The sequence below is a fragment of the Corynebacterium humireducens NBRC 106098 = DSM 45392 genome (genome assembly GCF_000819445.1).
Taxonomy (GTDB): Bacteria; Actinomycetota; Actinomycetes; order Mycobacteriales; family Mycobacteriaceae; genus Corynebacterium; species Corynebacterium humireducens.
Genome location: NZ_CP005286.1, coordinates 1,207,165 through 1,228,790, shown reverse-complemented (window position 1 = coordinate 1,228,790; position 21,626 = coordinate 1,207,165). Strand labels below are relative to the sequence as shown.

Here is a 21,626-nt window from a genome sequence, read left to right as displayed (position 1 = left end):
TCTCCCACAGCAACGGTGGGGACTATCAGTGGAGAAGCATCTGAGACCACCATCACACAGCACCGGATGCTGGTCAATACCTTTGAGGCTGCTCCCCTATTCCTCCCAGGGCGCGAGATCCGTGGGGTGGCGTGAGGTGTCGAGCTGGAAGCTGGGGACCTCGACGGGTTCGGCGACACCGACGCCGAGAAGGTAGGCGAGGTTGGCGTCGTGGATCTTGACAACCTCGCTGCGGGTGTCGATGAAGATGTCGGCGATGCGGGTGACGGAATCGTCCGGCAGCATCTCGAATTTCGTACCCGGCTTGGAGAAGGTGCCGGCGTCGGTGGTGATGTTGCCGTCAGCCTGGAAGTTGAGGAAGGCGATGTTGGCCATGTCCTGCGCCTTGGACTGCGGATCCCTCGGCATCAGGGGCCAGGGCAGGGAGGTCTCGGAGTAGCAGACCACCTGCACGCCGTTGAAGTTGGCGAAGTCGCAGGTGATCATCTCCCCACCCATCATCAGCGAGTACTGCCGGCCCACCGACTTCTCGTGATCCCAGGGCCGGTAGTTGGCGTTGCCGAAAGGGCGCGGTGCCCCGGTGGCCGACGGCCCGGCGCGATGGAGGTCGAGTCGGATGTTCTCGCTCTGCTCAGTGGGGAGCTGTTCCTCGCCGTGGAGTTGACCGTCGGTGAAGCTGTAGGTGACGGAGTGTTCCCAGTCGCCGCGGTAGGTGAGGGTGAGCCGGTTGGCGTCGATACGCTCGACGGAGGTGACGTCCTGGAATTGGAGGGGTGCGGGGTCGCGGATCAGGTCTTCGCCGTTGAAGAAGACGATGGTGTCGACGAAGTTGGTGCCGTTGCCGGGGTCGCGGTTGGGGTTGCCGTTGGGTCCTTCGAGTGTCACCCAGCTGAGTTCGGCGCAGGGGTTGAATTGGTTGTCCTTGACCGTGAAGTAGTAGGAGGTGCCGGGTTGGTCGGTGGGGACGATCTGGGAGCCGAGCCAGGCGCCGAAGGCGGTGGACATCAGGTCCATGGTCTGGTTCTCACAGGTGACCGGTGTCTCGTTGATCTCGAAGGTGGTGGCGGGGCCGGGATGCGGATCAGGTGTTCCGGTTTCGGTGTCGGTTTCCCCTGCTGTGCTGCTCGTGATGGAGAGGACGGTGCCGCTGGTGTCGCTGGAGGAACAGGAAGCCAGTCCCAGTGTGAGGGCCGCGGCGAAGCCCACCGGCAACAGTCTACGCAGTCTCATCGGGGGCTCCTTCGATGGGTAGATGGCAATGCAACTTACTTCACACATCGTGTCCGGAGTTAAGTTTGTGAACACTCCAGAACTGCCGATATGCAGATGTGACCGGATGGTAATTGGTCCGTGATGTTGCGGCTACCGGATTGGCATCAGTGGCAGAGAATTGTGACGCGGGACACGGATGGGTGGATACGCTACAACCATGAAACCCTGGATCCGCATCCTCCCTATTGCGGTCGCCGGACTGGTGGTCCTGAGCGGCTGCACCTACGACGAGTCCACGGAGGGCACCCCAACCCCGACCACAACGGCCACAACCACGGACACCGCCACCGACACGGAGACCACGACCACGATCAGGGAGACGCCCACCGGAGAACCCTCCTACATCGGCATCCCCGGCAGCCGTTTCGTCGAGCTGATCGCCGCCGTCCCCGAGACCGACCCAGCCCCTTATGCTTCCGCGCTGATCTTCCCGAAGCAGTCCGGCCTGCAGTTCCAGGGCCCGGACGGCACCTACTGCGAGATGTACTCGGACACCGAAACGGTGGCCATGTGCACCTACGACGGCGAGGGTGACATCAATGCGGTCTCTGTCCGCGAGGGCGAGCCGGCCACGACCCACCACGTCAACCGGATCTTCGTCCCCCGTGAGCAGACCGCGGTGCTCGAGCCGGCTAACCGACTCGTGGAGGGGCCGGTCAGTTGTGCCATCGCAGAGGGTGAGGTGAGGGTGATGTGTGCCATCGACTTCTACAGCTTCGCCGTCAGCACCAACGGCGTGGACCTCGGCTAGAACTTCGACAGGTCGCTGGCCAGGTGCTCCTGCATCGGCTGGTCGACGGCCGCCATGTGGAACACGGTGGTCACCGAGGAACGCAGGGCGTTGAAGGTGTAGGTGCGGGTGGTGGCGTCGACGGTCTTCGCGGTGGTGGAGTTGACCACCTGGGAGCTGCCGAAGTGGAGGCGCAGGGTACCGTCCTCCTGCTCCTCAATGGTGCCCTCGAGCAGTTCGGTCTGGCCGGTGGGCTGGGAGATGACGAACTCGACGCGGCCCTCGGCGACGAAACGGAGGAAGCCGACCTCGGTGTGCATCGGCTGGCCGTTGGGGCTGGCCGTCTGCTGCTCGTAGCGCATGAAGGGCTTGCCCGGGAGCGCGGTGAAGGTGAGGGTCTCGGTGTAGTCGAAGCTCTCGATCGTCGGGTAGTGGCCGTGGCCGAGGCCGCTCCACTGACCGGCGATGGACTCGTAGGGCTGCACAAGCGGGTGAAGTGTCATGGTGACGATACTAGGCCAGATCCCGACCGAGCGTTCAGGAAAACTCAGACGAGCTGGATGTGGGACTTCGCCTTCCACTCCAGCAGTTCCTCCTGCCCGTTCTCGGCCCACTGCTCGGCGAGTTCGGACACGGCGCCGTCGGAAAGCACGGCCTCGAGGCACTGACGCAGTCGCTCGCGGGTCTGCGGGGTGCGCAGCGGTGCGAGGACGGTGTCGTCGATGCCCGCGGGGACGTCGCCGGCGGCGAGGTGCGCCATGGCGATGATCATCGCGCCCTGGTCGGCCTCGATGTAGCGGTGTCCGACGTCGGGCAGCAGTTCGTCGAAGTAGATGTGGCCCTCACGGATGTCTTCGAGCAGCTCCGCGGCGTCGTCGTTGTCGTACGGTCCGGTGTTCCAGGTTCCCATGGGGACCTACTCTAGTCCCCATGCGTATCGACGTCCCCCGTGCCCTGCTCGGCGCACTCCTGCTGGCGCTGCTCACGCCGACCCCGGCCCAGGCGGTGAGCTCCTCCCTGTCCTCCGTTTCGGCGGCGCGGATCACCGTCGACGTCCCCGGTTTCGGCGTCTACGCGCTGCATCCGGATCTGGTGGGCCGCGGGCTGTCCCCGGCCCCGCAGGAGGACCTGCTCGCCGCGGCCGTCTTCTCCGCCGACTACGAGGACAACGCGGCGGCCCGTGACGCCGCCCTCGCGGCACTCGACCCCGGGCGCCACGCCCAGGTCTCCTGGGCACTGGCGGCCCTGCACTCCCCCGTCGCCGCCCCGGACACTCTCCCGCCCACCGCGCCGATCATCGTCCTCGGGGAACGTCTCAATGATGACGGCAGCATGCGGGACAATCTCCTCCACCGCCTCCGGGCGGCCCGGGAGCTGGCCGACGCCCGCCCCCTGGCGACCGTCGTGGTCACCGGCGGCCCCACCGGTCCCGGCGGTACGGAGGCCCACGCGATGCGCGACTGGCTGCTGGCGAACGGGCTCACCAACCCCCTGCTGGTGGAGGATGAGTCCCGGTCCACCGTCGACAGTGCCTGCCTCACCCACCGTCTGCTGCCCGCCGCCGAGGCCGTCATCGTCGTGACCTCGGAGAACCATCTGCCGCGGGCGGTCGTGGACTTCACCCTCGCCTTCGGCCCGCAGGTGGCCGGCGTGGGCTCCCCGAATGATCCGCCGACGGCGATGCCCGGAAAGTTGTGGACCTACCGGGACGCCGTCCAGTGGTTCCTGGCCCCGGGAACCTGCCTCAGAGCAGCCTGATCCGGTCGGCGAGGGCCTGGACCTGCGCCTCGAGCTCCTCGCGGGGGCCGTTGTTGTCGATGATGACGTCAGCCACCGCCATCCGCGCCGCGTCCGTCGTCTGCGCGGCGATGCGACGCCGCACGTCAGCCTCGTCCAGACCCCGGCCTGTCACCAGCCTGTCGACGCGGGTGTCCACGTCCACGTGCACCACCACCGTCAGGTCCATGTCCTTGTGCTGGCCCTTCTCCACCAGCAGCGGCATGTCGTAGATGACGGCGGGTTCGCCGGCGGCGCGGGCGGCGTCGAAAAGCTCGTCGCGGCGCGCCATGATCCGCGGGTGGGTGATGGAGTTGAGCAGCTGCGTGCCGGCCTTGTCGGCGAAGGCGCGACGGGCCAGTTCGGGGCGGTCGAGGCTGCCGTCCTCGCGGATGATGTCGGCGCCGAAGGCGTCGGCGAGCTCGCGGAGGGTGGGCTGGCCGGGTTCGACGATGTCGCGGGCAATCTGGTCGGCGTCGATGACGGGCAGGCCGTGGGAACGCAGAAGATCGGCAACGGAGGTCTTGCCGCTGCCGATCCCGCCGGTGAGTCCGATGATCTTCATGGACCCGATACTAGGCCTGTTCCTCCTTCGGGGTGACGGTGATGATCGCCTCGCCCTGTCCGGCACCCGGATGGCCCTCCACGGAGCCGAACTTGCGGGTGTTGGAGACGAGCACCGGGGTGATGGCCGGGTAACCGGCCGCGGCGATCTTCTCGCGGTCGAAGCGGATGAGCGGCGTGCCCGCCTTCACCTCCTGCTTCTTCTCGACGAGCACCTCGAAGCCCTCGCCACCCATCTGCACGGTGTCGATGCCGATGTGGATGAGCAGGTCGACGCCACCCTCCAGGCGCAGGCCGACCGCGTGGCCGGACTTCTGGACGGTGAGCACCTTGGCGTCCGCCGGGGCGAAGACGGTGTCGCCGGAGGGTTCGATGGCTACGCCGTTGCCCAGGGCGCCGCCTGCGAAGGCGGGGTCCGGGACCTCGGAGAGGGCCACCACTCGGCCCTCGAGCGGGGCGGTGATCTCGGTGACCTCGGCGCGGGTCAGGGTCGCGACGCCGGCTGCAGGAGCGGCAGCGGCAGGGGCGGCGGGGAGCACGGCGGCGTCGATACGCTCCTCCTCAGCCTCGGAGGCGGCGGCACGCTCCGCCTCGATCTGGGCCAGGGCCTCGGCCTTCTCCTCCTTACCGCGGTAGTCGAAGAAGATGACCAGGAACATGGAGGTGAAGAACGCCGCGGCAATACCCATGACGTAGCCCAGCCACGGGTCCATCGCCGGGATGGTGAGCAGGGAGGTGAACACGAAGGCGTAGGCCTTGATGTTGAAGATGCCCATGACCACGCCGCCGACGAAACAGCCCGGCAGGAGGCGCATGTAGGTCTTCTTGAAGCGCAGGAGCACACCGTAGAGGCTCGGCTCGGAGATGCCGCCCAGCAGGCCGGCCATCATGCCACCGAGGGAGACCTGGCGCATGGCCTTGTTGTGCTCCTTGAGGGAGACGATCATGACGCCGGTGACCACGCCGAAGCAGGCGAAGTTCCACGCACCCATGGGGCCCTGGATGAAGTCGTAGCCGAGGGAGTTGATGTTCTGGATCATGATGGCGTTGAGCGGCCAGTGCAGACCCAGCGGCACGAGGAACGGGTAGAGCAGCGGGATGACGATGGAGAGGATGAACGGCGAGAAGTTGTTCACGGCCTCGAGCATGTGGGAGATGCCGTTACCCACGCCGATGCCGAAGGGGCCGAGCAGGAAGGCCGTGGCCGGGATCATGATGAGCAGGGAGAAGAAGGGCACGAAGACCATGTGCACCGCGGAGGGGATGATCTTCTTCAGCAGCTTCTCCACCCAGAACAGGCCGATCGCGGCGATGAGCGGTGGGAAGACCTGGCCGGCATAGTCGTTGAGGACCATCGGGAGGCCGAACACCGTCGCGGTGTCACCCGCGCTACCCATCGCCAGGAACTCCGGGGTGAGCAGCGCGGCGGGGATGGCGGCGCCGACCCACTCGTTGGCGCCGAGCTTCCGGGCGGCCGTCGCGCCGACCATGATCGGCAGGAAGTAGAACACCGAACGCCACATCGCGTGCATGAACACGTAGGTGTCCGGCTGCTCGTCCAGCGGGGCGCGGAAGTCCTGCAGCCCGAAGGTGTCGGCGAGGACGAGCAGGGTGATGATGAGGGAGGCGCCCAGCAGCGCCCACAGAATCGGTCGGAAGGTGTCGGACAGGAACTCGAACGCGTAGTCGACCCAGGAGTACTTGCCGCGCACTCCGCCGTAGTCCTTGCTTGTCGACGCCGCCTTCTCGCCCGTGCCGGGCACGCCCGGCTCCTTGAGCATGGCCTGGTAGAAATCGGCGACACCGCCGCCCATGATGACCTGGAGGCCGTTGGTGCCCTGCTTGACGACACCGAGCACCGCCGGGTCGGATTCCAGGGCCTCCTGGTTGACCAGGGACTGGTCGTGGAGCTGCATTCGGAGTCGGGTTGCGCAGTGGGTCAGCGAGGTGATGTTCTCCGCCCCGCCGATCTCCTGGATGATGTGTTGCGCCGTTGTCACGGTCTTGGACGCCATGGACGCGGTCCTTTCGGAATAGTTTCAGAGCTACTCGGCTGCCGCCCGCTCCGATGCGCCCGGTATCACCCCGTGAAGGTCGTTGCCACGACCATCACTGTGACTTCATGTCCGGTTTTTACCGGAGTGTTGGCATTGTGCCCATCATATGCCGGAAATGGGCAGGTCCACAAGGGTCAATGTGCCCTCGGCCACAGGAAGAAGCAAAAGCGCTGGCAGCGGCCCCGTGTGGCCTGTCCACACCGCGCGGCGAGCTCCACACAACGCACAAAAGCCCCGCCCCCGGAGGGGCAGGGCCTTTCTTTCAGGCGGCGGAACTGCTAGTTGCCGGCCAGCTTCTCGCGCAGAGCAGCGAGCTGCTCGTCGGAAGCCAGGGAACCACCGTGATCCTCGACGGACTCGGAGGATGCCGGAGCTGCATCCTCGGACTCGGAGGAGTAGTTGGTGGCAGCCTGCTCGGCGGCCTCGGCGGCAGCGGCACGGTGACGCTCGATCTGAGCGGTGTGCAGCTGGTGGCGACGGTCTGCCTCGGCGTAGCGGGCCTCCCAGGCCTGACGCTGCTCGTCGAAGCCCTCGAGCCACTCGTTGGTCTCCGGGTCGAAGCCCTCCGGGAAGATGTAGTTGCCCTGCTCGTCGTAGGAGTCGGCCATGCCGTACTTCGACGGGTCGAACTCCTCGGTGTAGTCCTCGTCAGCCTGCTTGAGGGACAGGGAGATACGACGACGCTCGAGGTCGATGTCGATGACCTTGACCATGGCCTCCTGGCCGACGGTGACAACCTGGTCCGGGACCTCGACGTGGCGCTGAGCCAGCTCGGAGATGTGGACCAGGCCCTCGATGCCCTCCTCGACGCGGACGAACGCGCCGAACGGAACCAGCTTGGTGACCTTGCCCGGGACGATCTGGCCCACAGCGTGGGTGCGGGCGAAGACGCGCCACGGGTCCTCCTGGGTCGCCTTCAGCGACAGGGAGACGCGCTCGCGGTCGAGATCGACGTCGAGAACCTCGACGGTGACCTCGTCACCGACGGTGACGACCTCGGACGGGTGGTCGATGTGCTTCCAGGACAGCTCGGAGACGTGAACCAGGCCGTCGACACCGCCGAGATCGACGAAGGCGCCGAAGTTGACGATGGAGGAGACGACGCCCTTGCGGACCTGGCCCTTCTGCAGCTGGTGCAGGAACTCGGAGCGGACCTCGGACTGGGTCTGCTCGAGCCATGCGCGGCGGGACAGGACCACGTTGTTGCGGTGCTTGTCCAGCTCGATGATCTTGGCCTCGAGCTCCTGGCCGATGTACGGATCCAGGTCACGGACGCGACGCATCTCGACGAGGGAGGCCGGCAGGAAGCCACGGAGGCCGATGTCCAGGATGAGGCCGCCCTTGACGACCTCGATGACGGTACCGGTGACCGGCTCGTCCTTCTCCTGCAGCTCCTCGATGGCGCCCCAGGCGCGCTCGTACTGTGCGCGCTTCTTGGAGAGGATCAGGCGACCCTCCTTGTCCTCCTTGGTGAGGACCAGTGCGTCGATCTCGTCGCCGACCTCGACGACCTCGTCCGGGTCGACATCGTGCTTGATGGACAGCTCGCGGGACGGGATGACGCCCTCGGTCTTGTATCCGATGTCGAGAAGAACCTCGTCGCGGTCGACCTTGACGACGGTGCCTTCGACGATGTCGCCGTCGTTGAAGTACTTGATCGTGGCGTCGACTGCTGCGAGGAAGTCCTCAGCGGAGCCGATGTCGTTGACGGCAACCTGAGGGGTAGTGGTGTTGGGCATGTGTTCAGTTGCTCCGGGTTGGATAGGAGATAGAAAGTGGACAGGAACGTGTCTCTCGGAAATCCGATCTCACCCCGCGCATGCGCGGACCCTCCTATTACAGCCCACCGCACCACAAGACACAGACACGCCCATAACACACTAGTACCCAGCCACGCCAAGGGCAAATGCCCCCGGAAGGAAAATCACGCCGTGACCACACCAGAAACAACCGCCTCACAGGCCGCCTCCGCCAACCGGTTCTGGTGGGACCTTGACGCTGCCGACTACCACGAGCGCCACGCCTCCTACCTCGACGGATTCCACTGGTGCCCGGAGATGCTCGCCGAATCCGAGGCCCGCCTCCTCGGCGACGTCACCAACGCCTCCGTCCTGGAGATCGGCTGCGGCTCGGCCCCCTGCGCGTCCTGGCTCCAGGCCGACGGCGTCGGCTTCGTCACCGGCTTCGACCTCTCCCGCGGCATGCTCTCCCACGCGGACGGCACGGTCCCGCTCGTCCGCGCCGACGCGCAGGCGCTCCCCTACCGCGACGCCTCCTTCGACGTCGCGTTCTCCGCCTTCGGCGCGCTCCCCTTCGTGCCCGACGTCACATCGGTGCTTGTCGACGTCGCCCGGGTCCTCCGCCCCGGCGGTCGCCTGGTGTTCTCCGTCAACCACCCCATGCGGTGGATCTTCCCCGACGACCCGACGGCCTTCGGGGCGGAGATCAGCTACTTCGAGCGGGAGTACACCGAGACCGCCGACGACGGCACCATCATCTACGCCGAGTTCCACCGCACCCTCGGCGACTGGGTGCGCGCCCTGCACGCGGCCGGCTTCCACCTCACCGACCTGCTGGAACCCGAGTGGCCGGAGCACCTCACCCAGACCTGGGGACAGTGGTCCCCGGAGCGTGGCCGGATCTTCCCCGGCACGGCGATCTTCGTGGCCGAGAAACGGTAGTGTGGCGGACACCACACCACCCATAAGTGAAGGAATATGCCATGTCCACCGTATCCGCCATGTTTGACACGCACCCGGACGCCGGGGGCGTCGACAAGCAGAAGTTCATCGCCGCCATCGAGGCCTGCCTCGAGTGCCTGGAGTCCTGCACCCTGTGCGCCGACGCCTGTCTCGCCGAGGACTCGGTCGCCGAGCTGCGGGAGTGCATCCGCACCGACCTCGCCTGCGCCGACGTCTGCACCGCGACCGCCGCGCTGCTGTCCCGCCCCGGCACGCCCACGGAGATCCTGCGTGCCCAGCTCGAGGCCTGCCGCGTCACCTGCGCCGCCTGTGCAGCGGAGTGCGAGTCCCACGCCGACCACCACGAGCACTGCCGCGTGTGCGCCGAGGCGTGCCGACGCTGCGAGCAGGCCTGCGCCGCTCTCTTGGAGGTGCTGTGAGCCTGCGCGCCCACTATGCGGGGTCATGACGTACTGGCTCTTCGACATCGACGGCACGCTCGTGGACTCCACCCCGGCCGTGGAACGCGCGTGGCGCACCTGGGCGGCGGAGAATGACCTCGACGCCGAGGCCATCCTGCAGGTCAACCACGGCCGCCGCGCGAAGGACACCCTCGCCGATGTCATCGCCCCCGAGCTTGTCGACGCCGCCTACCACCGGCTGCTCGCCCTGGAGATGGCCGACCTCGACTCGGTCGTGGCCCTGCCCGGGGCCGCCGAGCTGCTCGCAGCGCTGCCCCGCGACCGGTGGGCGGCGGTGACCTCCGGGGGCCGGGAACTCATGAGCGCCCGACTGCGGGCCTCAGGGCTCCCGGTGCCGGAGGTGCTGGTCACGGCGGAGGACGTCGAGGCGGGCAAACCCGATCCCGCCGGATATCTGCTCGCTGCCGAACGTCTGGGCGCCCACCCCGCCGAGTGCATCGTCGTGGAGGACGCTCCGGCGGGGCTCGAGGCCGGACGGCGCGCCGGCTGCCGCGTCATCGCGGTGGCCACCTCCCACTCCCCTGAGCAGCTGGCGGGCTGGGAGGTCATCCCGGACCTCACCCACCTGCTCCCCTGATACCCCTAGTGCGCGGCCTCGTCCCAGTTCGCCCCGGCCCCGGCGGAGACCTCCAGGGGGACGCGCAGCGTGATAGCGGAGTCCATCTCGCGCTCGAGGATCGCGCGGACCTCGTCCAGCTCCCCCGGGGCGACCTCCACCACGAGTTCATCGTGGACCTGGAGGAGGACGCGGGAGGTGACGCCGGCCTCGGCGAACGCGCGGTCGACGCGAATCATCGCGACCTTGATGATGTCCGCCGCCGTACCCTGGATCGGCGCGTTGAGGGCCGCACGCTCGGCGTTCTCCCGGGCAACACGGTTGTCGGAGTTGAGCTCCGGCAGGTAGCGACGACGCCCGAAGAGCGTGGACGTGTAGCCGTCCTTGCGGGCCTGCTCGACCACCTCCGCGAGGTAGCGCTTCACGCCGCCGAACCGCTCGAAGTAGCTGTCCATGATGCCCTTCGCCTCACCGGCGGGGATGCTCAGCTGCTGGCCGAGACCGAAGGCCGACAGACCGTAGACCAGGCCGTAGGACATGGCCTTCACGCGGCGGCGCAGCTCCGGGGTGACCTGGTCGATCGGCACCTCGAACACGCGGGAACCGACGTAGTTGTGCAGGTCCTCGCCCTGCTGGTAGGCGTCGATGAGCCCGGGGTCCTGGGACAGGTGCGCCATGACGCGCATTTCGATCTGCGAGTAGTCGGCGGTGAGCAGGCACTCGTAGCCCTCCCCCACGACGAAGGCGGAGCGGATCTTCCGGCCCGCCGGGGTCCGCACCGGGATGTTCTGCAGGTTCGGCTCGGTGGAGCTGAGGCGGCCGGTGGAGGCGACCGTCTGGTTGAACGTGGTGTGGATGCGGCCGTCCGGCTGCACCGTCTTGATCAGCCCCTCCAGCGTGGTCTTCATCTTCTGGAACTCGCGGTGCGCCAGCAGATGGTCGAGGAAGGGGTGCGGGTTCTTCGCCGCCAGACCCTCGATCTCGGAGGCAGCCGTGGAGTAGCCGGTCTTCGTCTTCTTCGTCTTCGGCATGCCGAAGGTCTCGAAGAGGACGACCTGCAGCTGCTTCGGGCTCGAGAGGTTGAGATCCGGGTCGCCGGCCAGCTCACGGGCGGCGGCCTCCTCCTCCTTCACCTGGTCGATGAAGGTGGCGAGCTGCTCCTCGAGCGTCTCGACGTCCACCGCGATGCCCGTCGCCTCCATGCGGGCGAGGATCCGCGCCAGCGGGATCTCCAGGTCGCGGTAGAGCTCGTAGGCGGAGATATCCTGCAGCTGCCCGGTCAGTTCCTCGGCGAGCTCCAGCACCGCAGCCGCCGAGTCGACCAGGGAGGTGTCCCCCAGCAGGGAGAGCTGGTCCTCCGGCTCCGTGAGCTGCCTCTGCAGGTGCCGCTGGTAGATGTCCTTGAGCTCGTAGGTGCGCTGCCCCGGACGCAGGAGGTAGGCGGCGATCGCGGTGTCGTGGACCACGCCCTCCAGCGCCATGCCGCGGCCGGCGAACATGTGGAACGCGGCCTTCGACTCGTGCAGGTACTTCGGGTCCTCCGACGCCAGCCACGTGGCCAGGGCCTTCTCGTCCGCCGGGGAGAGGTCCGCCATCTCCGCGCTCACGGCGTGTCGCTCCGTGTCGATGATCGCCACCGCCGACACGTCACCCTGGTTCGGGGAACCGTCGCCGACGACGTACATCGCCAGCCCCTGCCCCGCGCGGGCGGGCAGCCACTCCGCGAGGGGCGCGGTGTCCACGGTGACGTCGACAAGCTCCCGGGTGGTCTCCTCGACGGTGCCCTCGGTGGGGACGGCTGCCAGCACGCGCTCCCGGAGGTTGGCGCCGAACTGGAGGTCGTCGAAACGCGCGGCGACCGCGGCGACGTCCGCCGGGCGCAGCGTCAGCTGGTCGGGGCCGACGGGCAGCTCCATGTCGGTGAGCATGTGGGTGAGCTTGCGGTTCAGCCGGACCTGGTCGAGCCGCTCGCGGAGGTTGTCGCCGGCCTTGCCGCGGATCTCGTCGGCATGGTCCAGGAGGTTCTCGAGGGTGCCGTACTGCTGGATCCACTTGGTGGCGGTCTTCTCGCCGACGCCCGGGATGTTGGGCAGGTTGTCGGACGGGTCGCCGCGCAGGGCCGCGAAGTCCGGGTACTGCTGCGGGGTGAGACCGTACTTCTCCTCGACGGCCTCCGGCGTGAAGCGGTGCAGGTTGGACACGCCCCGCATCGGGTAGAGCACGGTGACGTTCTCGTTGACCAGCTGGAGGTAGTCGCGGTCGCCCGTGATGATGAGCGTCTCGTAGCCGAGGGGCTCCGCCGCGGTGGCGAGGGTCGCGAGGATGTCGTCGGCCTCGTAGTTCTCCATGCTCAGGGTCTGGATGCCGAGGGTCTCCAGCACCTCCTGGAGGATGTCCACCTGCCCCTTGAACTCCGGCGGGGAGGCCTCGCGCTGGGCCTTGTACTCGGGGAACATCTCGGTGCGGAAGGTCTTGCGGCCCACGTCGAAGGCGACCGCGACGTGTCCCGGCTGTTCCTCGGCGAGAATGTTCGCCAGCATGGAGAGGAAGCCGTACACGGCGTTGGTGTGCTGGCCACCCGTCGTCGAGAAGTTCTCGGCGGGCAGGGCGTAGAAGGCACGGAACGCCATGGAGTGGCCGTCGATGAGCAGCAGGCGGTTGTTCTCAGTCACGCTGTCCCAGTGTAGCCAGCGGGATTCCCCGGGCGGGGGACGCGTGGATTAAGCTGTGTGGACACGCCCTCGTAGCCCAATTGGCAGAGGCAGCGGATTCAAAACCCGCACAGTGTGGGTTCGAGTCCCACCGGGGGCACAGACCATTTGGTGTGACGCCGGAGCCCCGGAGGGCCGGGTCGGGGCCCGGGTGTCACACGGAATGGACAGCGCCGGGGGCACATGTCACGCAACCTTGCACGGTGATTCACCGCCATTTCACCAGCTGGCAAGGGTTCGGCTACCTCGGAAACCTAGTGTGGGGCTGCTCCCCCGTCGGGCTGACCCGGCCCGCAGCATCCCTAGGAGAGACGACATGTCTACGCCCACCATGGCGGATGTCCCTGTCGACCCCGGTGCAGAACCCGCCCGCAGCCCCTTTGAACGGTTCGGGCTCCACGGCCGCGCCCTCGGCGCCGCCAACTGGATCGCCGTCGCCGTCGGCATCTACCTGCTCATCACCGCCGTGAGCGTCATCGGCGACGGTTTCAAGCTGGCCACCCGCGGACAGGCGGAGGAACTGTTCGCCTTCGCCTCCAACCCGCTCATCGCCCTCATGATCGGTGTGCTGGCCACCGCCCTCATCCAGTCCTCCTCGACGGTCACCTCCATCACCGTGGGCCTCGTCGCCGGCGGCCTGCCGATGGCTACCGCCATCCCGATGCTCATGGGCGCCAACATCGGCACGACGCTGACCTCGACGCTGGTCTCCCTGGGCATGGTCCGCCAGAAGGAGGACTTCCGCCGCGCCTTCGCCGCCGCGTCGGTGCACGACTTCTTCAACCTGCTGGCCGTGGTCATCTTCCTGCCGCTCGAGATGATGTTCGGCATCCTCGACCGGGCCTCCACGTTCCTCGCCGACCAGCTGGCGGGTTCCGACGGCGGCCTCTTCGCCACCATCTTCGCCGGCATCGGCAATGCCGTCACCGCCGTCACTGATCCCCTGGCCGACCTCATCGGCCTTCTCGGGGGCGTGCTCCCGGCGCCGTGGGGCGGCATCGTGCTCATCTTCATCGGCATCGGGCTCATCCTGGCGGTCATCAACTTCATCGGCGTCCTGCTCAAGGTGGTCATGGTCGGCACGGCGAAGCAGGTCCTGCACAACGCCATCGGCCGCGGCCCGCTGTCCGGCATCCTCTCCGGCACCCTCATCACCGTGATGGTGCAGTCCTCCTCCACCACCACCTCGCTGATGGTGCCGCTCGCGGGATCGGGGACCTTCTCGCTCCGCCAGGTCTACCCCTTCACCCTGGGCGCGAACATCGGCACCACCATCACCGCGCTCATCGCCGCCTTCGCCTTCACCGGCGTGGAGGCACGCCTCGCGCTGCAGGCGGCGCTGGTGCACCTGCTGTTCAACCTCCTGGCCACGGCACTCATCTACGGGCTACCGTTCCTGCGGGAGATCCCGATCCTCGGTGCGACGACTCTGGCCCGCCTGGGCGCGGAGAACAAGCTCTACATCATCGGATGGGTCCTCGGCGTCTTCCTGGCGCTGCCGGCCCTGCTCATCTTCCTCACCGTCATCTTCTAAGGAGCCGATCTTGAACACCGACCCCAAGCCCACCCTGGAGGAGCAGCTCGAGGAGATCCTCGCCGACACCGAGCGTCGTCTGCAGGAGCTGCAGGAACAGCGCCAGCGGGAGGAGATCGACCGCCTGCCGGAGCTCTTCGCCACCACCAGCAACCGCTGGAACAACATCCGCATGTTCATCGACGAACTCATGCGCGACCTGCGCGGCCGGGACGACGGGGAGCAGGCATGACCCTCCGTCGTCTCACCGCCCTCGCCGCCACGTGCGGGCTGCTCCTCGCCGGCTGCACCCCGACCAGCGATGACCCGATCCGTGTCACCGGGTCCGCCACCGTGGCCCCGATCACATCGCACATGGCGATGAAGACCCGCACCGCGATCGAACAGACCGCCGACGGCACCCTGGACGGTTTCGGGCAGTTCTGCCGCGGCGGGTCCCACATCAACAACGCATCCGTGCCCATTCCGGAGGACATGCAGGAGCTGTGCGCGGACAACGGTGTCGAGTTCATCGAGCTGCCCATCGCCGTCGACGCCCTGAGCGTGGTCCGCAACTCGGCCAACGGTGCCGTCCTCGACCTCACCACAGAGGAGCTGGAGGCGATCTGGGCCCCGGGTTCCGAGGTCACCACCTGGTCCGACGTCCGCCCCGAGTGGCCGGACGAGGAGATCGTACTCGTCGGACGCGGCGCCGGATCGGGCACCTTCGACTACTTCAGTGAGGCGGTGACCGGTGAGGCAGGTTCGCTCCGCGAGGACTACCGCACCACCGACGACATCGACGAGCTGACCGGCTGGATCGCCGAGGACAGGAACGCGCTCGGATTCATGGGCGTGGGCAACTACCTCGCCGCCGACGAGAACCACCGCAACGTCATGGCGACGGTGTCGGTCGACGGCGTCCAGCCGACTCTCGCCGGCGTGCAGGACGGCTCCTACCGCGCCCTGACCCGCCCACTCTTCCTCTACGTGTCGGTCGAGGCGCTGGAGAAGAGGGAGGACGTCAACGCGTTCGTCGAGAAGTATGTCGACGACGTCCACGACGAGCTCCCGCTGGTGTACTACTACCGCCTCCCGCAGGAGACCTACGACGCAGTGCGTCAGCGTCTCGACGAGCGCGTGACGGGCTCCGACGCCGACATCGGGGCGCTTTTCTAGCAGGGTTCCTCCTCCCCGCAACTCGGGGAGGGGGATTTCAGGGGGAGTTCTTTGTGAATTCCGCCACGATTACCGCCTACTTAACCAAACGTTAACCAAACAGTTTCTTTCGGGTCATTTTCGCTTTCTACGTTGAGGCGTACCCCGGAGACAGAGCACCTCTGTCCCCGCTCCCTGACCCAGGAGAAGCCTGCATGTCCACCACGACGCCCCCGGTCCTTCCGCCAATGGACGCCACCCCCGACCTCCCGGAAGACCGACCCAGCCCCCTGGCGCGCTTCGGCCTCCACGGGAAGGCGCTGGAGATCGCCAACTGGGTCACCGTCGCCGTCGGCATCTACCTGCTCATCACCGCCGTCAGCGTCATCGGTGACGGCTTCAAGCTGGCCACCCGTGGGCAGGCCGAGGAGCTCTTCGCCTTCGCCTCCAACCCGCTCATCGCCCTGATGATCGGTCTGCTCGCGACGGCCCTCATCCAGTCCTCCTCGACGACGACCTCCATCACGGTCGGTCTCGTCGCCGGTGGTCTGCCCATGGCCACGGCCATCCCCATGCTGCTGGGTGCGAACATCGGCACGACGCTGACGTCCACGCTGGTCTCCCTGGGCATGATGCGTGACAAGGCGAGCTTCCGCCGCGCCTTCTCCGCCGCCTCGGTGCACGACTTCTTCAACCTGCTGGCCGTGGTCATCTTCCTGCCGCTGGAGATCATGTTCGGCGTTCTGGAACGCAGCTCGAACTTCCTGGCCGAGCAGTTCGCGGGCTCCGACGGTGGCGCCCTCACCCTCGTCTTCGGTGGTCTGGGCAACGCGGTCACCGCCGTCACCGACCCGCTGGCCGACACCATCGGCCTCATCGGCAAGGCCATCGACCACCCCTGGGGCGGCATTCTGCTCATCATCGTGGGCATCCTGCTCATCCTCGGTGTGATCAACCTCATCGGCAAGCTGCTCAAGGTCGTCATGGTGGGCCGCGCCCGGAAGATCCTCCACACCGCCATCGGCCGGGGCCCGCTGTCGGGCATCGCCTCCGGTGCGCTGGTGACCGTCATGGTGCAGTCCTCCTCGACCACCACCTCGCTGATGGTGCCGCTGGCCGGTTCCGGCACGTTCACCACGCGTCAGATCTACCCCTTCACGCTGGGTTCCAACATCGGCACCACCATCACCGCGCTCATCGCCGCCTTCGCCTTCACCGGCATGGACGGCCAGCTGGCGCTGCAGGCGGCGCTGGTGCACCTGCTGTTCAACACCTTCGCCACGGCCCTCATCTACGGGCTGCCCTTCCTGCGCGAACTGCCCGTCCGCGGTGCCGAACTGCTGGCCCGTCTGGGCGCTGAGAACAAGATGTACGTCGCGGTCTGGGTCCTCGGCGTCTTCCTGGCCCTGCCGGCCGTCCTCATCCTGCTGACCGTCCTGCTCTAGGGCACCGGCCCTCCCGTTTACCGCACATTCCGGGGCCCGTGCTCTTAGAGTGGAGGGCATGGTCGAAGTACGTATTCACGGGCGGGGCGGGCAGGGCGTGGTCACCGCCTCCGACCTCATCGCCATGGCAGCCTTCGAGGAGGGACGGCACGCGCAGGCGTTCCCCTCCTTCGGGTCGGAACGCACCGGAGCGCCCGTCGTGGCGTACTGCCGGATCAGCGACACACCGATCCGTACCCGGGAGCCGGTGCTCAGGCCCGACCTCGTCGTGGTGCAGGACCGCACCCTGCTGCCGATCCTCAACGTCTTCTCCGGTCTCACCGAGGACGGGTACGTGCTCATCAACTCGTCGAAGAGGAGTGCCGAGCTGGGGCTCAGCGACCTGCAGGCCCGCCAGCCCGCCGGCCACTTCATGACGATCCCCGCCACCGACATCGCCCGCGAACACACCGGCCGTACCGTGCCGAACGCGGTGCTGCTCGGTGGCGTCGCCGCTCTCACGGGTCTGTACCGGATGGAGTCGGTGTCCCACGCCATCATGAACCGCTTCCCCGGCCGGGTCGGGGAGATGAATGTCGCCGCCGCGCAGGCCGCGTACGACCTGGTCATGTCCAAGCAGGAGGAGGCTGCCAGTGCTTAAGCAGATCGAGGGTTCCCAGGCGGTGGCGCAGGCCGTCGCGGCCTGCCGTCCGGAGGTCATCTGCGCCTACCCGATCTCCCCGCAGACCCACATCGTCGAGGCCCTGAGCGCCATGGCCAAGAGGGGCGAGCTCGGGTCCTGCGAGTACGTCAACGTGGAGAGCGAGTTCTCCGCGATGTCCGCCTCCATCGGTGCGTCGGCCGCCGGCGCCCGCGCCTACACCGCCACGGCCTCCCAGGGCCTGCTGTTCATGGTGGAGGCCGTGTACAACGCGTCCGGCCTGGGTCTGCCCATCGTCATGACGGTGGCCAACCGCGCCATCGGCTCGCCGATCAACATCTGGAACGACCAGACCGACTCCATGTCGCAGCGCGACTCCGGGTGGCTGCAGCTCTACGCCACCGACAACCAGGAGGCCGCGGACCTGCACGTGCAGGCGTTCAGGATCGCGGAGGAGCTCTCCCTGCCGGTCATGGTGTGCATGGACGGTTTCATCCTCACGCACGCGATGGAGCAGGTGGACGTGCCGGAGGTGGCGGACGTCGACAAGTTCCTGCCGCCCTATGATCCGCGCCAGGTCCTCGACCCGGCCGCCCCGATCTCCATCGGCGCGATGGTCGGCCCGGAGGCCTTCACCGAGGTGCGGTACCTCGCCCACCACAAGCAGCTGCAGGCCCTCGACGTCATCCCGCGGGTGAGCGCCGAGTTCGCGGAGATCTTCGGCCGCACCTCCGGCGGGCTGATGCACGAGTACCGCACCGGGGACGCGGAGACGGTCATCGTCTGCCTCGGTTCCGTGACGGGCACGCTGCGGGACGTCGTCGACGAGCGTCGCGAAGCGGGTGAGCGCATCGGCGTCCTCTCGCTGGTGTCCTTCCGCCCCTTCCCCACCGCGGCGGTGCGTGAGGCGCTGAGCAGGTGCACCCGCTTCATCGTCCTGGAGAAGGCGTTCTCCGTCGGTATCGGCGGCATCGTCTCCTCCCACTGCCGCGCCGCGATGCGTGGAAGGCGCTTCATCTGCCACGAACTCATCGCCGGTCTCGGCGGGCGCGACATCACGAAGGCGTCGCTGCACGCCTACCTCGACAAGGCCGTCGTCGACGAGGTGGAGGACACCACGTTCCTCGACCTCGACCGCGAGCTTGTCGACGCCGAACTCGCCCGCGAGAACACCCACCGCCACTCCGGCGCCATCCCGGAGAACATGCTGCGCGACCTGGCAGCCAGGGAGAACTAGACATGTCCGATTTCCGCTACAGCACCGCCCTGCCCATGCCGAGTTTCCCCGCCACCGAGATCCCCGGTGCGGAGGAGACGAAGTTCTACCAGGTGGGGTCCTTCGCCATCGGCAACCGCCTCATCGAGGACAAGCTGCTGTCGATCCAGTCGGGGCCCGACCGCTTCAACTCACTGACCTCGGGCCACCGCGCCTGCCAGGGCTGCGGCGAGGCGCTCGGCGCCCGCTACGCGCTCGACGCCGCCGTGGCCGCCACCGACGGACAGCTCATCGCCTGCAACGCCACCGGCTGCCTCGAGGTGTTCTCCACCCCCTACCCGGAGACCTCGTGGAACCTGCCGTGGATCCACTCCCTGTTCGGCAACGCCCCGGCGGTGGCCACCGGCGTCGCCGCCGCCCTGAAGGCCAAGGGGCGTACCGACGTCCGCGTGGTCGCCCAGGGCGGTGACGGCGGCACCGTCGACATCGGTTTCGGCCCCCTGTCGGGCATGTTCGAGCGCAACGACGACGTCCTCTACATCTGCTACGACAACGAGGCGTACATGAACACCGGCGTGCAGCGCTCCGGCGCGACCCCGCCGGCCGCGCGCACCGCCACGACCCAGCCGGTCGGCCCGGAGCCGGGCAACGTCTTCGGACAGGGCAAGGACCTGCCGCGTATCGCGATGGCGCACGAGATCCCCTACGTCGCCACCGCGACCGTCGCCGACCTCCACGACCTCGAGTTCAAGGTGACCCGCGCGATGGAGTTCCGCGGTGCCCGCTACCTGCACGTGTTCGTGCCCTGCCCGCTGGGCTGGGGTTCCGCGTCGAAGGACACCATCAAACTGGCCCGCCTGGCCACCCAGACCGGCCTGTTCCCCGTGTACGAGGCGGAGTACGGCGAGATCACCTCGGTGAAGAAGATCCGCCGCCCCGCCCCGGTCGAGGACTACCTCCGCCTCCAGCGCCGCTACGCGCACCTGTTCCGGAAGGACGCGGACCCGTCCGTCATCGAGCGGCTCCAGGCGCTGGCGGACCGCAACATCCGCCGCTACAACCTCATCGACGAAGAGACCCTCGACGAGTTCGTCAGGTTCGAAGGAGACGACGCACAGTGAGTACCGGTAACCACGTCAACATCGGCATGCCCTTCGCCATCACCCTGCAGACCGGCTCCTCCCTGGCGAACAAGACCGGCTCCTGGCGCAGCGAGCGGCCCGTGTACGTCGACCTGCTGCCGCCCTGCAACAAGGCGTGTCCCGCCGGCGGGAACATCCAGGGCTGGCTGTACCACGCCGAGGAGGGCGACTACGAGTCCGCCTGGCGCGAGATCATGGTGGACAACCCGCTGCCCGCCGTCATGGGGCGTGTCTGCTACCACACCTGCCAGACCGCCTGTAACCGCGCGGAGGTCGACGAGGCCGTCGGCATCAACGCGGTCGAGCGCTTCCTCGGGGACCGTGCCATCGAGGAGGGGTGGCAGGTCGAACCCGTCAAGGACCCCTCCGGCCGGAGGGTCCTCGTCGTGGGTTCCGGCCCCTCCGGCCTGTCCGCGGCCTACCACCTCGCCCGACTCGGCCACGAGGTGACGGTCCGCGACCGGGGTGAGCGGCCGGGCGGCATGATGCGCTACGGCATCCCCTCCTACCGCCTGCCCCGCCACATCCTCGACGCCGAGATCGCGCGCATCGCGGCCCTGGGCGTCACCTTCGAGCAGGGGGTCACCGTCACCGACGTCGAGTCCGAACTCGAGCTTTTCGACGCCGTCTTCACCGCCGTCGGTGCCCAGCTGGGCCGCAACGTGGAGGTGCCCGCCGGGTCGGCGGCGACCATCATGAACGCCGTTGACCTGCTGCGTGACACCGAGGCCGGGGAGGCGCCGCTGCTCGGTCGTCGGGTCGTGGTCTACGGCGGCGGCAACACAGCCGTCGACGCCGCCCGCACCGCGCGTCGTCTCGGGGCGACCGAGTCGGTCATCCTCTACCGCCGCACCCGCGACCACATGAGCGCCCACGACTCCGAGGTCATGGAGGCCGAGGAGGAGGGCATCACCATGCGCTGGCTGTCCACCGTCGACCACGTCGAGGAGGGCTCCATCAGGATCGAGAAGATGGACATCGACGCCGACGGCCACCTCACCCCGACCGGTGAGTACGAGGAGCTCGCCGCCGACTCCCTCGTCATGGCGCTGGGCCAGGAGTCGGACCTCTCCCTGCTCGAGGGCGTGGAGGGGGTGGAGATCTCCCGCGGCGTCGTCGCCGTCGACGAGCAGATGATGACCGGACGTGCGGGCGTCTTCGCCGGCGGCGACATGGTGCCGAGCGAGAAGAACGTCACCGTCGCCATCGGCCACGGCAAGAAGGCGGCCCGGTACATCGACGGTTGGCTCCGTGGCGAACCCTACGTGCCCGCCGTCAAGCCTGCAGACGCGACTCTCGACCGTATGGAGACCTGGTACTACTCAGAGGCCCCGCACCAGGTGCGCGAACGCCTCGAGGGCGCCCGCCGCGCCTCCACCTTTGACGAGGTCGTCCGGGGACTCGACGCCGACTCCGCCCTGCTCGAGGCACGCCGCTGCATGTCGTGCGGCAACTGCTTCGGCTGCGACAACTGCTTCGGCGTCTGCCCGGACAACGCGGTCACCAAATTGGCGCCGGGTGAGTACGAGTTCAAGTACGACTACTGCAAGGGCTGCGGCATCTGCGCGGAGGAGTGCCCGTGCGGCGCGATCTCCATGATTCCCGAGGAGAACTGAGGAGAACTGACCGCCCGCAACAAGTTAGAGTATGGGCACCAACGTCGTCCCCTGACCAGAAGGATCC

The 21,626-nt window shown here is 67.6% G+C and carries 20 protein-coding genes and 1 tRNA gene; 14 read left to right on the top strand and 7 right to left on the bottom strand.

The window, feature by feature from the left end; all coding sequences use genetic code 11:
- Positions 1 to 96: 96 nt before the first annotated feature.
- Positions 97 to 1,230, bottom strand: a complete 1,134-nt coding sequence (locus tag B842_RS06155) for an LppP/LprE family lipoprotein (protein WP_169744854.1) — start codon at positions 1,228 to 1,230, stop codon at positions 97 to 99.
- A 199-nt stretch (positions 1,231 to 1,429) separates the two neighbouring features.
- Between B842_RS06155 and B842_RS06150 the strand changes: the two genes are divergently transcribed.
- Positions 1,430 to 2,023: a hypothetical protein gene (locus B842_RS06150; protein WP_040085739.1), complete on the top strand. Its 594-nt coding sequence runs from the start codon at positions 1,430 to 1,432 to the stop codon at positions 2,021 to 2,023.
- Here the strand turns inward: B842_RS06150 and B842_RS06145 are convergent.
- On the bottom strand, positions 2,020 to 2,505 hold the full coding sequence (locus tag B842_RS06145) for a heme-binding beta-barrel domain-containing protein (protein WP_040085738.1): 486 nt from the start codon (positions 2,503 to 2,505) through the stop codon (positions 2,020 to 2,022). The genes B842_RS06150 and B842_RS06145 overlap by 4 nt on opposite strands.
- 44 nt (positions 2,506 to 2,549) lie before the next feature.
- Complete coding sequence (locus B842_RS06140; RefSeq protein ID WP_040085737.1) at positions 2,550 to 2,912, bottom strand: DUF4259 domain-containing protein; 363 nt, start codon at positions 2,910 to 2,912, stop codon at positions 2,550 to 2,552.
- 20 nt (positions 2,913 to 2,932) lie between these two features.
- Between B842_RS06140 and B842_RS13155 the strand changes: the two genes are divergently transcribed.
- Positions 2,933 to 3,760 (top strand): YdcF family protein, encoded by an 828-nt coding sequence (locus tag B842_RS13155; protein WP_052437786.1) that lies wholly within the window; start codon positions 2,933 to 2,935, stop codon positions 3,758 to 3,760.
- Here B842_RS13155 and coaE read toward each other — a convergent pair.
- The 3 genes from coaE to rpsA all read right to left on the bottom strand — a co-directional run bounded on the left by coaE (position 3,747) and on the right by rpsA (position 8,138).
- The gene (gene coaE, locus B842_RS06130) at positions 3,747 to 4,343 is read right to left on the bottom strand and encodes a dephospho-CoA kinase (protein WP_040085736.1); all 597 of its coding nucleotides are present in this window, start codon (positions 4,341 to 4,343) and stop codon (positions 3,747 to 3,749) included. The two genes, B842_RS13155 and coaE, sit on opposite strands and share 14 nt — an antisense overlap.
- Positions 4,344 to 4,353: 10 nt before the next feature.
- Positions 4,354 to 6,357 (bottom strand): glucose PTS transporter subunit IIA, encoded by a 2,004-nt coding sequence (locus B842_RS06125; RefSeq protein WP_040085735.1) that lies wholly within the window; start codon positions 6,355 to 6,357, stop codon positions 4,354 to 4,356.
- A gap of 320 nt (positions 6,358 to 6,677) precedes the next feature.
- Complete coding sequence (rpsA, locus tag B842_RS06120) at positions 6,678 to 8,138, bottom strand: 30S ribosomal protein S1 (protein WP_040085734.1); 1,461 nt, start codon at positions 8,136 to 8,138, stop codon at positions 6,678 to 6,680.
- A gap of 192 nt (positions 8,139 to 8,330) precedes the next feature.
- Between rpsA and B842_RS06115 the strand changes: the two genes are divergently transcribed.
- The 3 genes from B842_RS06115 to B842_RS06105 are packed head-to-tail and all read left to right on the top strand — an operon-like array spanning position 8,331 to position 10,139.
- Positions 8,331 to 9,080, top strand: a complete 750-nt coding sequence (locus B842_RS06115; protein WP_040085733.1) for a class I SAM-dependent methyltransferase — start codon at positions 8,331 to 8,333, stop codon at positions 9,078 to 9,080.
- Between the two features lie 41 nt (positions 9,081 to 9,121).
- On the top strand, positions 9,122 to 9,520 hold the full coding sequence (locus B842_RS06110; protein WP_040085732.1) for a four-helix bundle copper-binding protein: 399 nt from the start codon (positions 9,122 to 9,124) through the stop codon (positions 9,518 to 9,520).
- Positions 9,521 to 9,545: 25 nt separating this feature from the next.
- Positions 9,546 to 10,139 carry an HAD family hydrolase gene (locus tag B842_RS06105; RefSeq protein WP_052437785.1) on the top strand — a complete coding sequence of 198 codons (594 nt, stop codon included), beginning with the start codon at positions 9,546 to 9,548 and terminating at the stop codon, positions 10,137 to 10,139.
- Between the two features lie 5 nt (positions 10,140 to 10,144).
- On the opposite strand, the gene polA is transcribed toward B842_RS06105, so the two are convergent.
- Positions 10,145 to 12,769: a DNA polymerase I gene (gene polA / locus B842_RS06100; RefSeq protein WP_040087385.1), complete on the bottom strand. Its 2,625-nt coding sequence runs from the start codon at positions 12,767 to 12,769 to the stop codon at positions 10,145 to 10,147.
- A gap of 86 nt (positions 12,770 to 12,855) precedes the next feature.
- Between polA and B842_RS06095 the strand changes: the two genes are divergently transcribed.
- From B842_RS06095 to B842_RS06055, 9 genes are all read left to right on the top strand, one after another.
- Positions 12,856 to 12,929, top strand: a tRNA-Leu gene (locus B842_RS06095).
- 216 nt (positions 12,930 to 13,145) lie between these two features.
- Positions 13,146 to 14,363, top strand: a complete 1,218-nt coding sequence (locus B842_RS06090; RefSeq protein ID WP_040085731.1) for a Na/Pi symporter — start codon at positions 13,146 to 13,148, stop codon at positions 14,361 to 14,363.
- A 10-nt stretch (positions 14,364 to 14,373) separates the two neighbouring features.
- Complete coding sequence (locus B842_RS06085) at positions 14,374 to 14,595, top strand: hypothetical protein (RefSeq protein WP_052437784.1); 222 nt, start codon at positions 14,374 to 14,376, stop codon at positions 14,593 to 14,595.
- Positions 14,592 to 15,521: a substrate-binding domain-containing protein gene (locus B842_RS06080; RefSeq protein ID WP_040085730.1), complete on the top strand. Its 930-nt coding sequence runs from the start codon at positions 14,592 to 14,594 to the stop codon at positions 15,519 to 15,521. Before B842_RS06085 ends, B842_RS06080 begins: the two co-directional genes overlap by 4 nt.
- A 194-nt stretch (positions 15,522 to 15,715) precedes the next feature.
- Positions 15,716 to 16,945, top strand: coding sequence for a Na/Pi symporter (locus B842_RS06075; RefSeq protein WP_082028393.1), 1,230 nt, complete (start codon positions 15,716 to 15,718; stop codon positions 16,943 to 16,945).
- Positions 16,946 to 17,003: 58 nt separating this feature from the next.
- Positions 17,004 to 17,585 (top strand): 2-oxoacid:acceptor oxidoreductase family protein, encoded by a 582-nt coding sequence (locus tag B842_RS06070; protein ID WP_040085729.1) that lies wholly within the window; start codon positions 17,004 to 17,006, stop codon positions 17,583 to 17,585.
- Positions 17,578 to 18,822: a thiamine pyrophosphate-binding protein gene (locus B842_RS06065; RefSeq protein WP_040085727.1), complete on the top strand. Its 1,245-nt coding sequence runs from the start codon at positions 17,578 to 17,580 to the stop codon at positions 18,820 to 18,822. The genes B842_RS06070 and B842_RS06065 overlap by 8 nt, the downstream gene beginning before the upstream one ends.
- Positions 18,823 to 18,824: 2 nt before the next feature.
- On the top strand, positions 18,825 to 19,922 hold the full coding sequence (locus B842_RS06060) for a thiamine pyrophosphate-dependent enzyme (protein ID WP_211257059.1): 1,098 nt from the start codon (positions 18,825 to 18,827) through the stop codon (positions 19,920 to 19,922).
- On the top strand, positions 19,919 to 21,559 hold the full coding sequence (locus B842_RS06055; RefSeq protein WP_040085726.1) for an NAD(P)-binding protein: 1,641 nt from the start codon (positions 19,919 to 19,921) through the stop codon (positions 21,557 to 21,559). The genes B842_RS06060 and B842_RS06055 overlap by 4 nt, the downstream gene beginning before the upstream one ends.
- The last annotated feature ends 67 nt before the right edge of the window (positions 21,560 to 21,626 follow it).

Excerpts from the sequence above, each read along its gene's own strand:
- B842_RS06070 (WP_040085729.1), top strand. The coding sequence starts at position 17,004 with ATGGTCGAAGTACGTATTCACGGGCGGGGCGGGCAGGGCGTGGTCACC.
- B842_RS06080 (WP_040085730.1), top strand. The coding sequence starts at position 14,592 with ATGACCCTCCGTCGTCTCACCGCCCTCGCCGCCACGTGCGGGCTGCTC.
- B842_RS13155 (WP_052437786.1), top strand. The coding sequence starts at position 2,933 with ATGCGTATCGACGTCCCCCGTGCCCTGCTCGGCGCACTCCTGCTGGCG.
- B842_RS06145 (WP_040085738.1), bottom strand. The coding sequence starts at position 2,505 with ATGACACTTCACCCGCTTGTGCAGCCCTACGAGTCCATCGCCGGTCAG.
- rpsA (WP_040085734.1), bottom strand. The coding sequence starts at position 8,138 with ATGCCCAACACCACTACCCCTCAGGTTGCCGTCAACGACATCGGCTCC.
- B842_RS06090 (WP_040085731.1), top strand. The coding sequence starts at position 13,146 with ATGTCTACGCCCACCATGGCGGATGTCCCTGTCGACCCCGGTGCAGAA.
- B842_RS06060 (WP_211257059.1), top strand. The coding sequence starts at position 18,825 with ATGTCCGATTTCCGCTACAGCACCGCCCTGCCCATGCCGAGTTTCCCC.
- B842_RS06105 (WP_052437785.1), top strand. The coding sequence starts at position 9,546 with ATGACGTACTGGCTCTTCGACATCGACGGCACGCTCGTGGACTCCACC.
- B842_RS06125 (WP_040085735.1), bottom strand. The coding sequence starts at position 6,357 with ATGGCGTCCAAGACCGTGACAACGGCGCAACACATCATCCAGGAGATC.
- B842_RS06140 (WP_040085737.1), bottom strand. The coding sequence starts at position 2,912 with ATGGGAACCTGGAACACCGGACCGTACGACAACGACGACGCCGCGGAG.
- B842_RS06075 (WP_082028393.1), top strand. The coding sequence starts at position 15,716 with ATGTCCACCACGACGCCCCCGGTCCTTCCGCCAATGGACGCCACCCCC.
- B842_RS06155 (WP_169744854.1), bottom strand. The coding sequence starts at position 1,230 with ATGAGACTGCGTAGACTGTTGCCGGTGGGCTTCGCCGCGGCCCTCACA.
- coaE (WP_040085736.1), bottom strand. The coding sequence starts at position 4,343 with ATGAAGATCATCGGACTCACCGGCGGGATCGGCAGCGGCAAGACCTCC.
- B842_RS06150 (WP_040085739.1), top strand. The coding sequence starts at position 1,430 with ATGAAACCCTGGATCCGCATCCTCCCTATTGCGGTCGCCGGACTGGTG.
- B842_RS06110 (WP_040085732.1), top strand. The coding sequence starts at position 9,122 with ATGTCCACCGTATCCGCCATGTTTGACACGCACCCGGACGCCGGGGGC.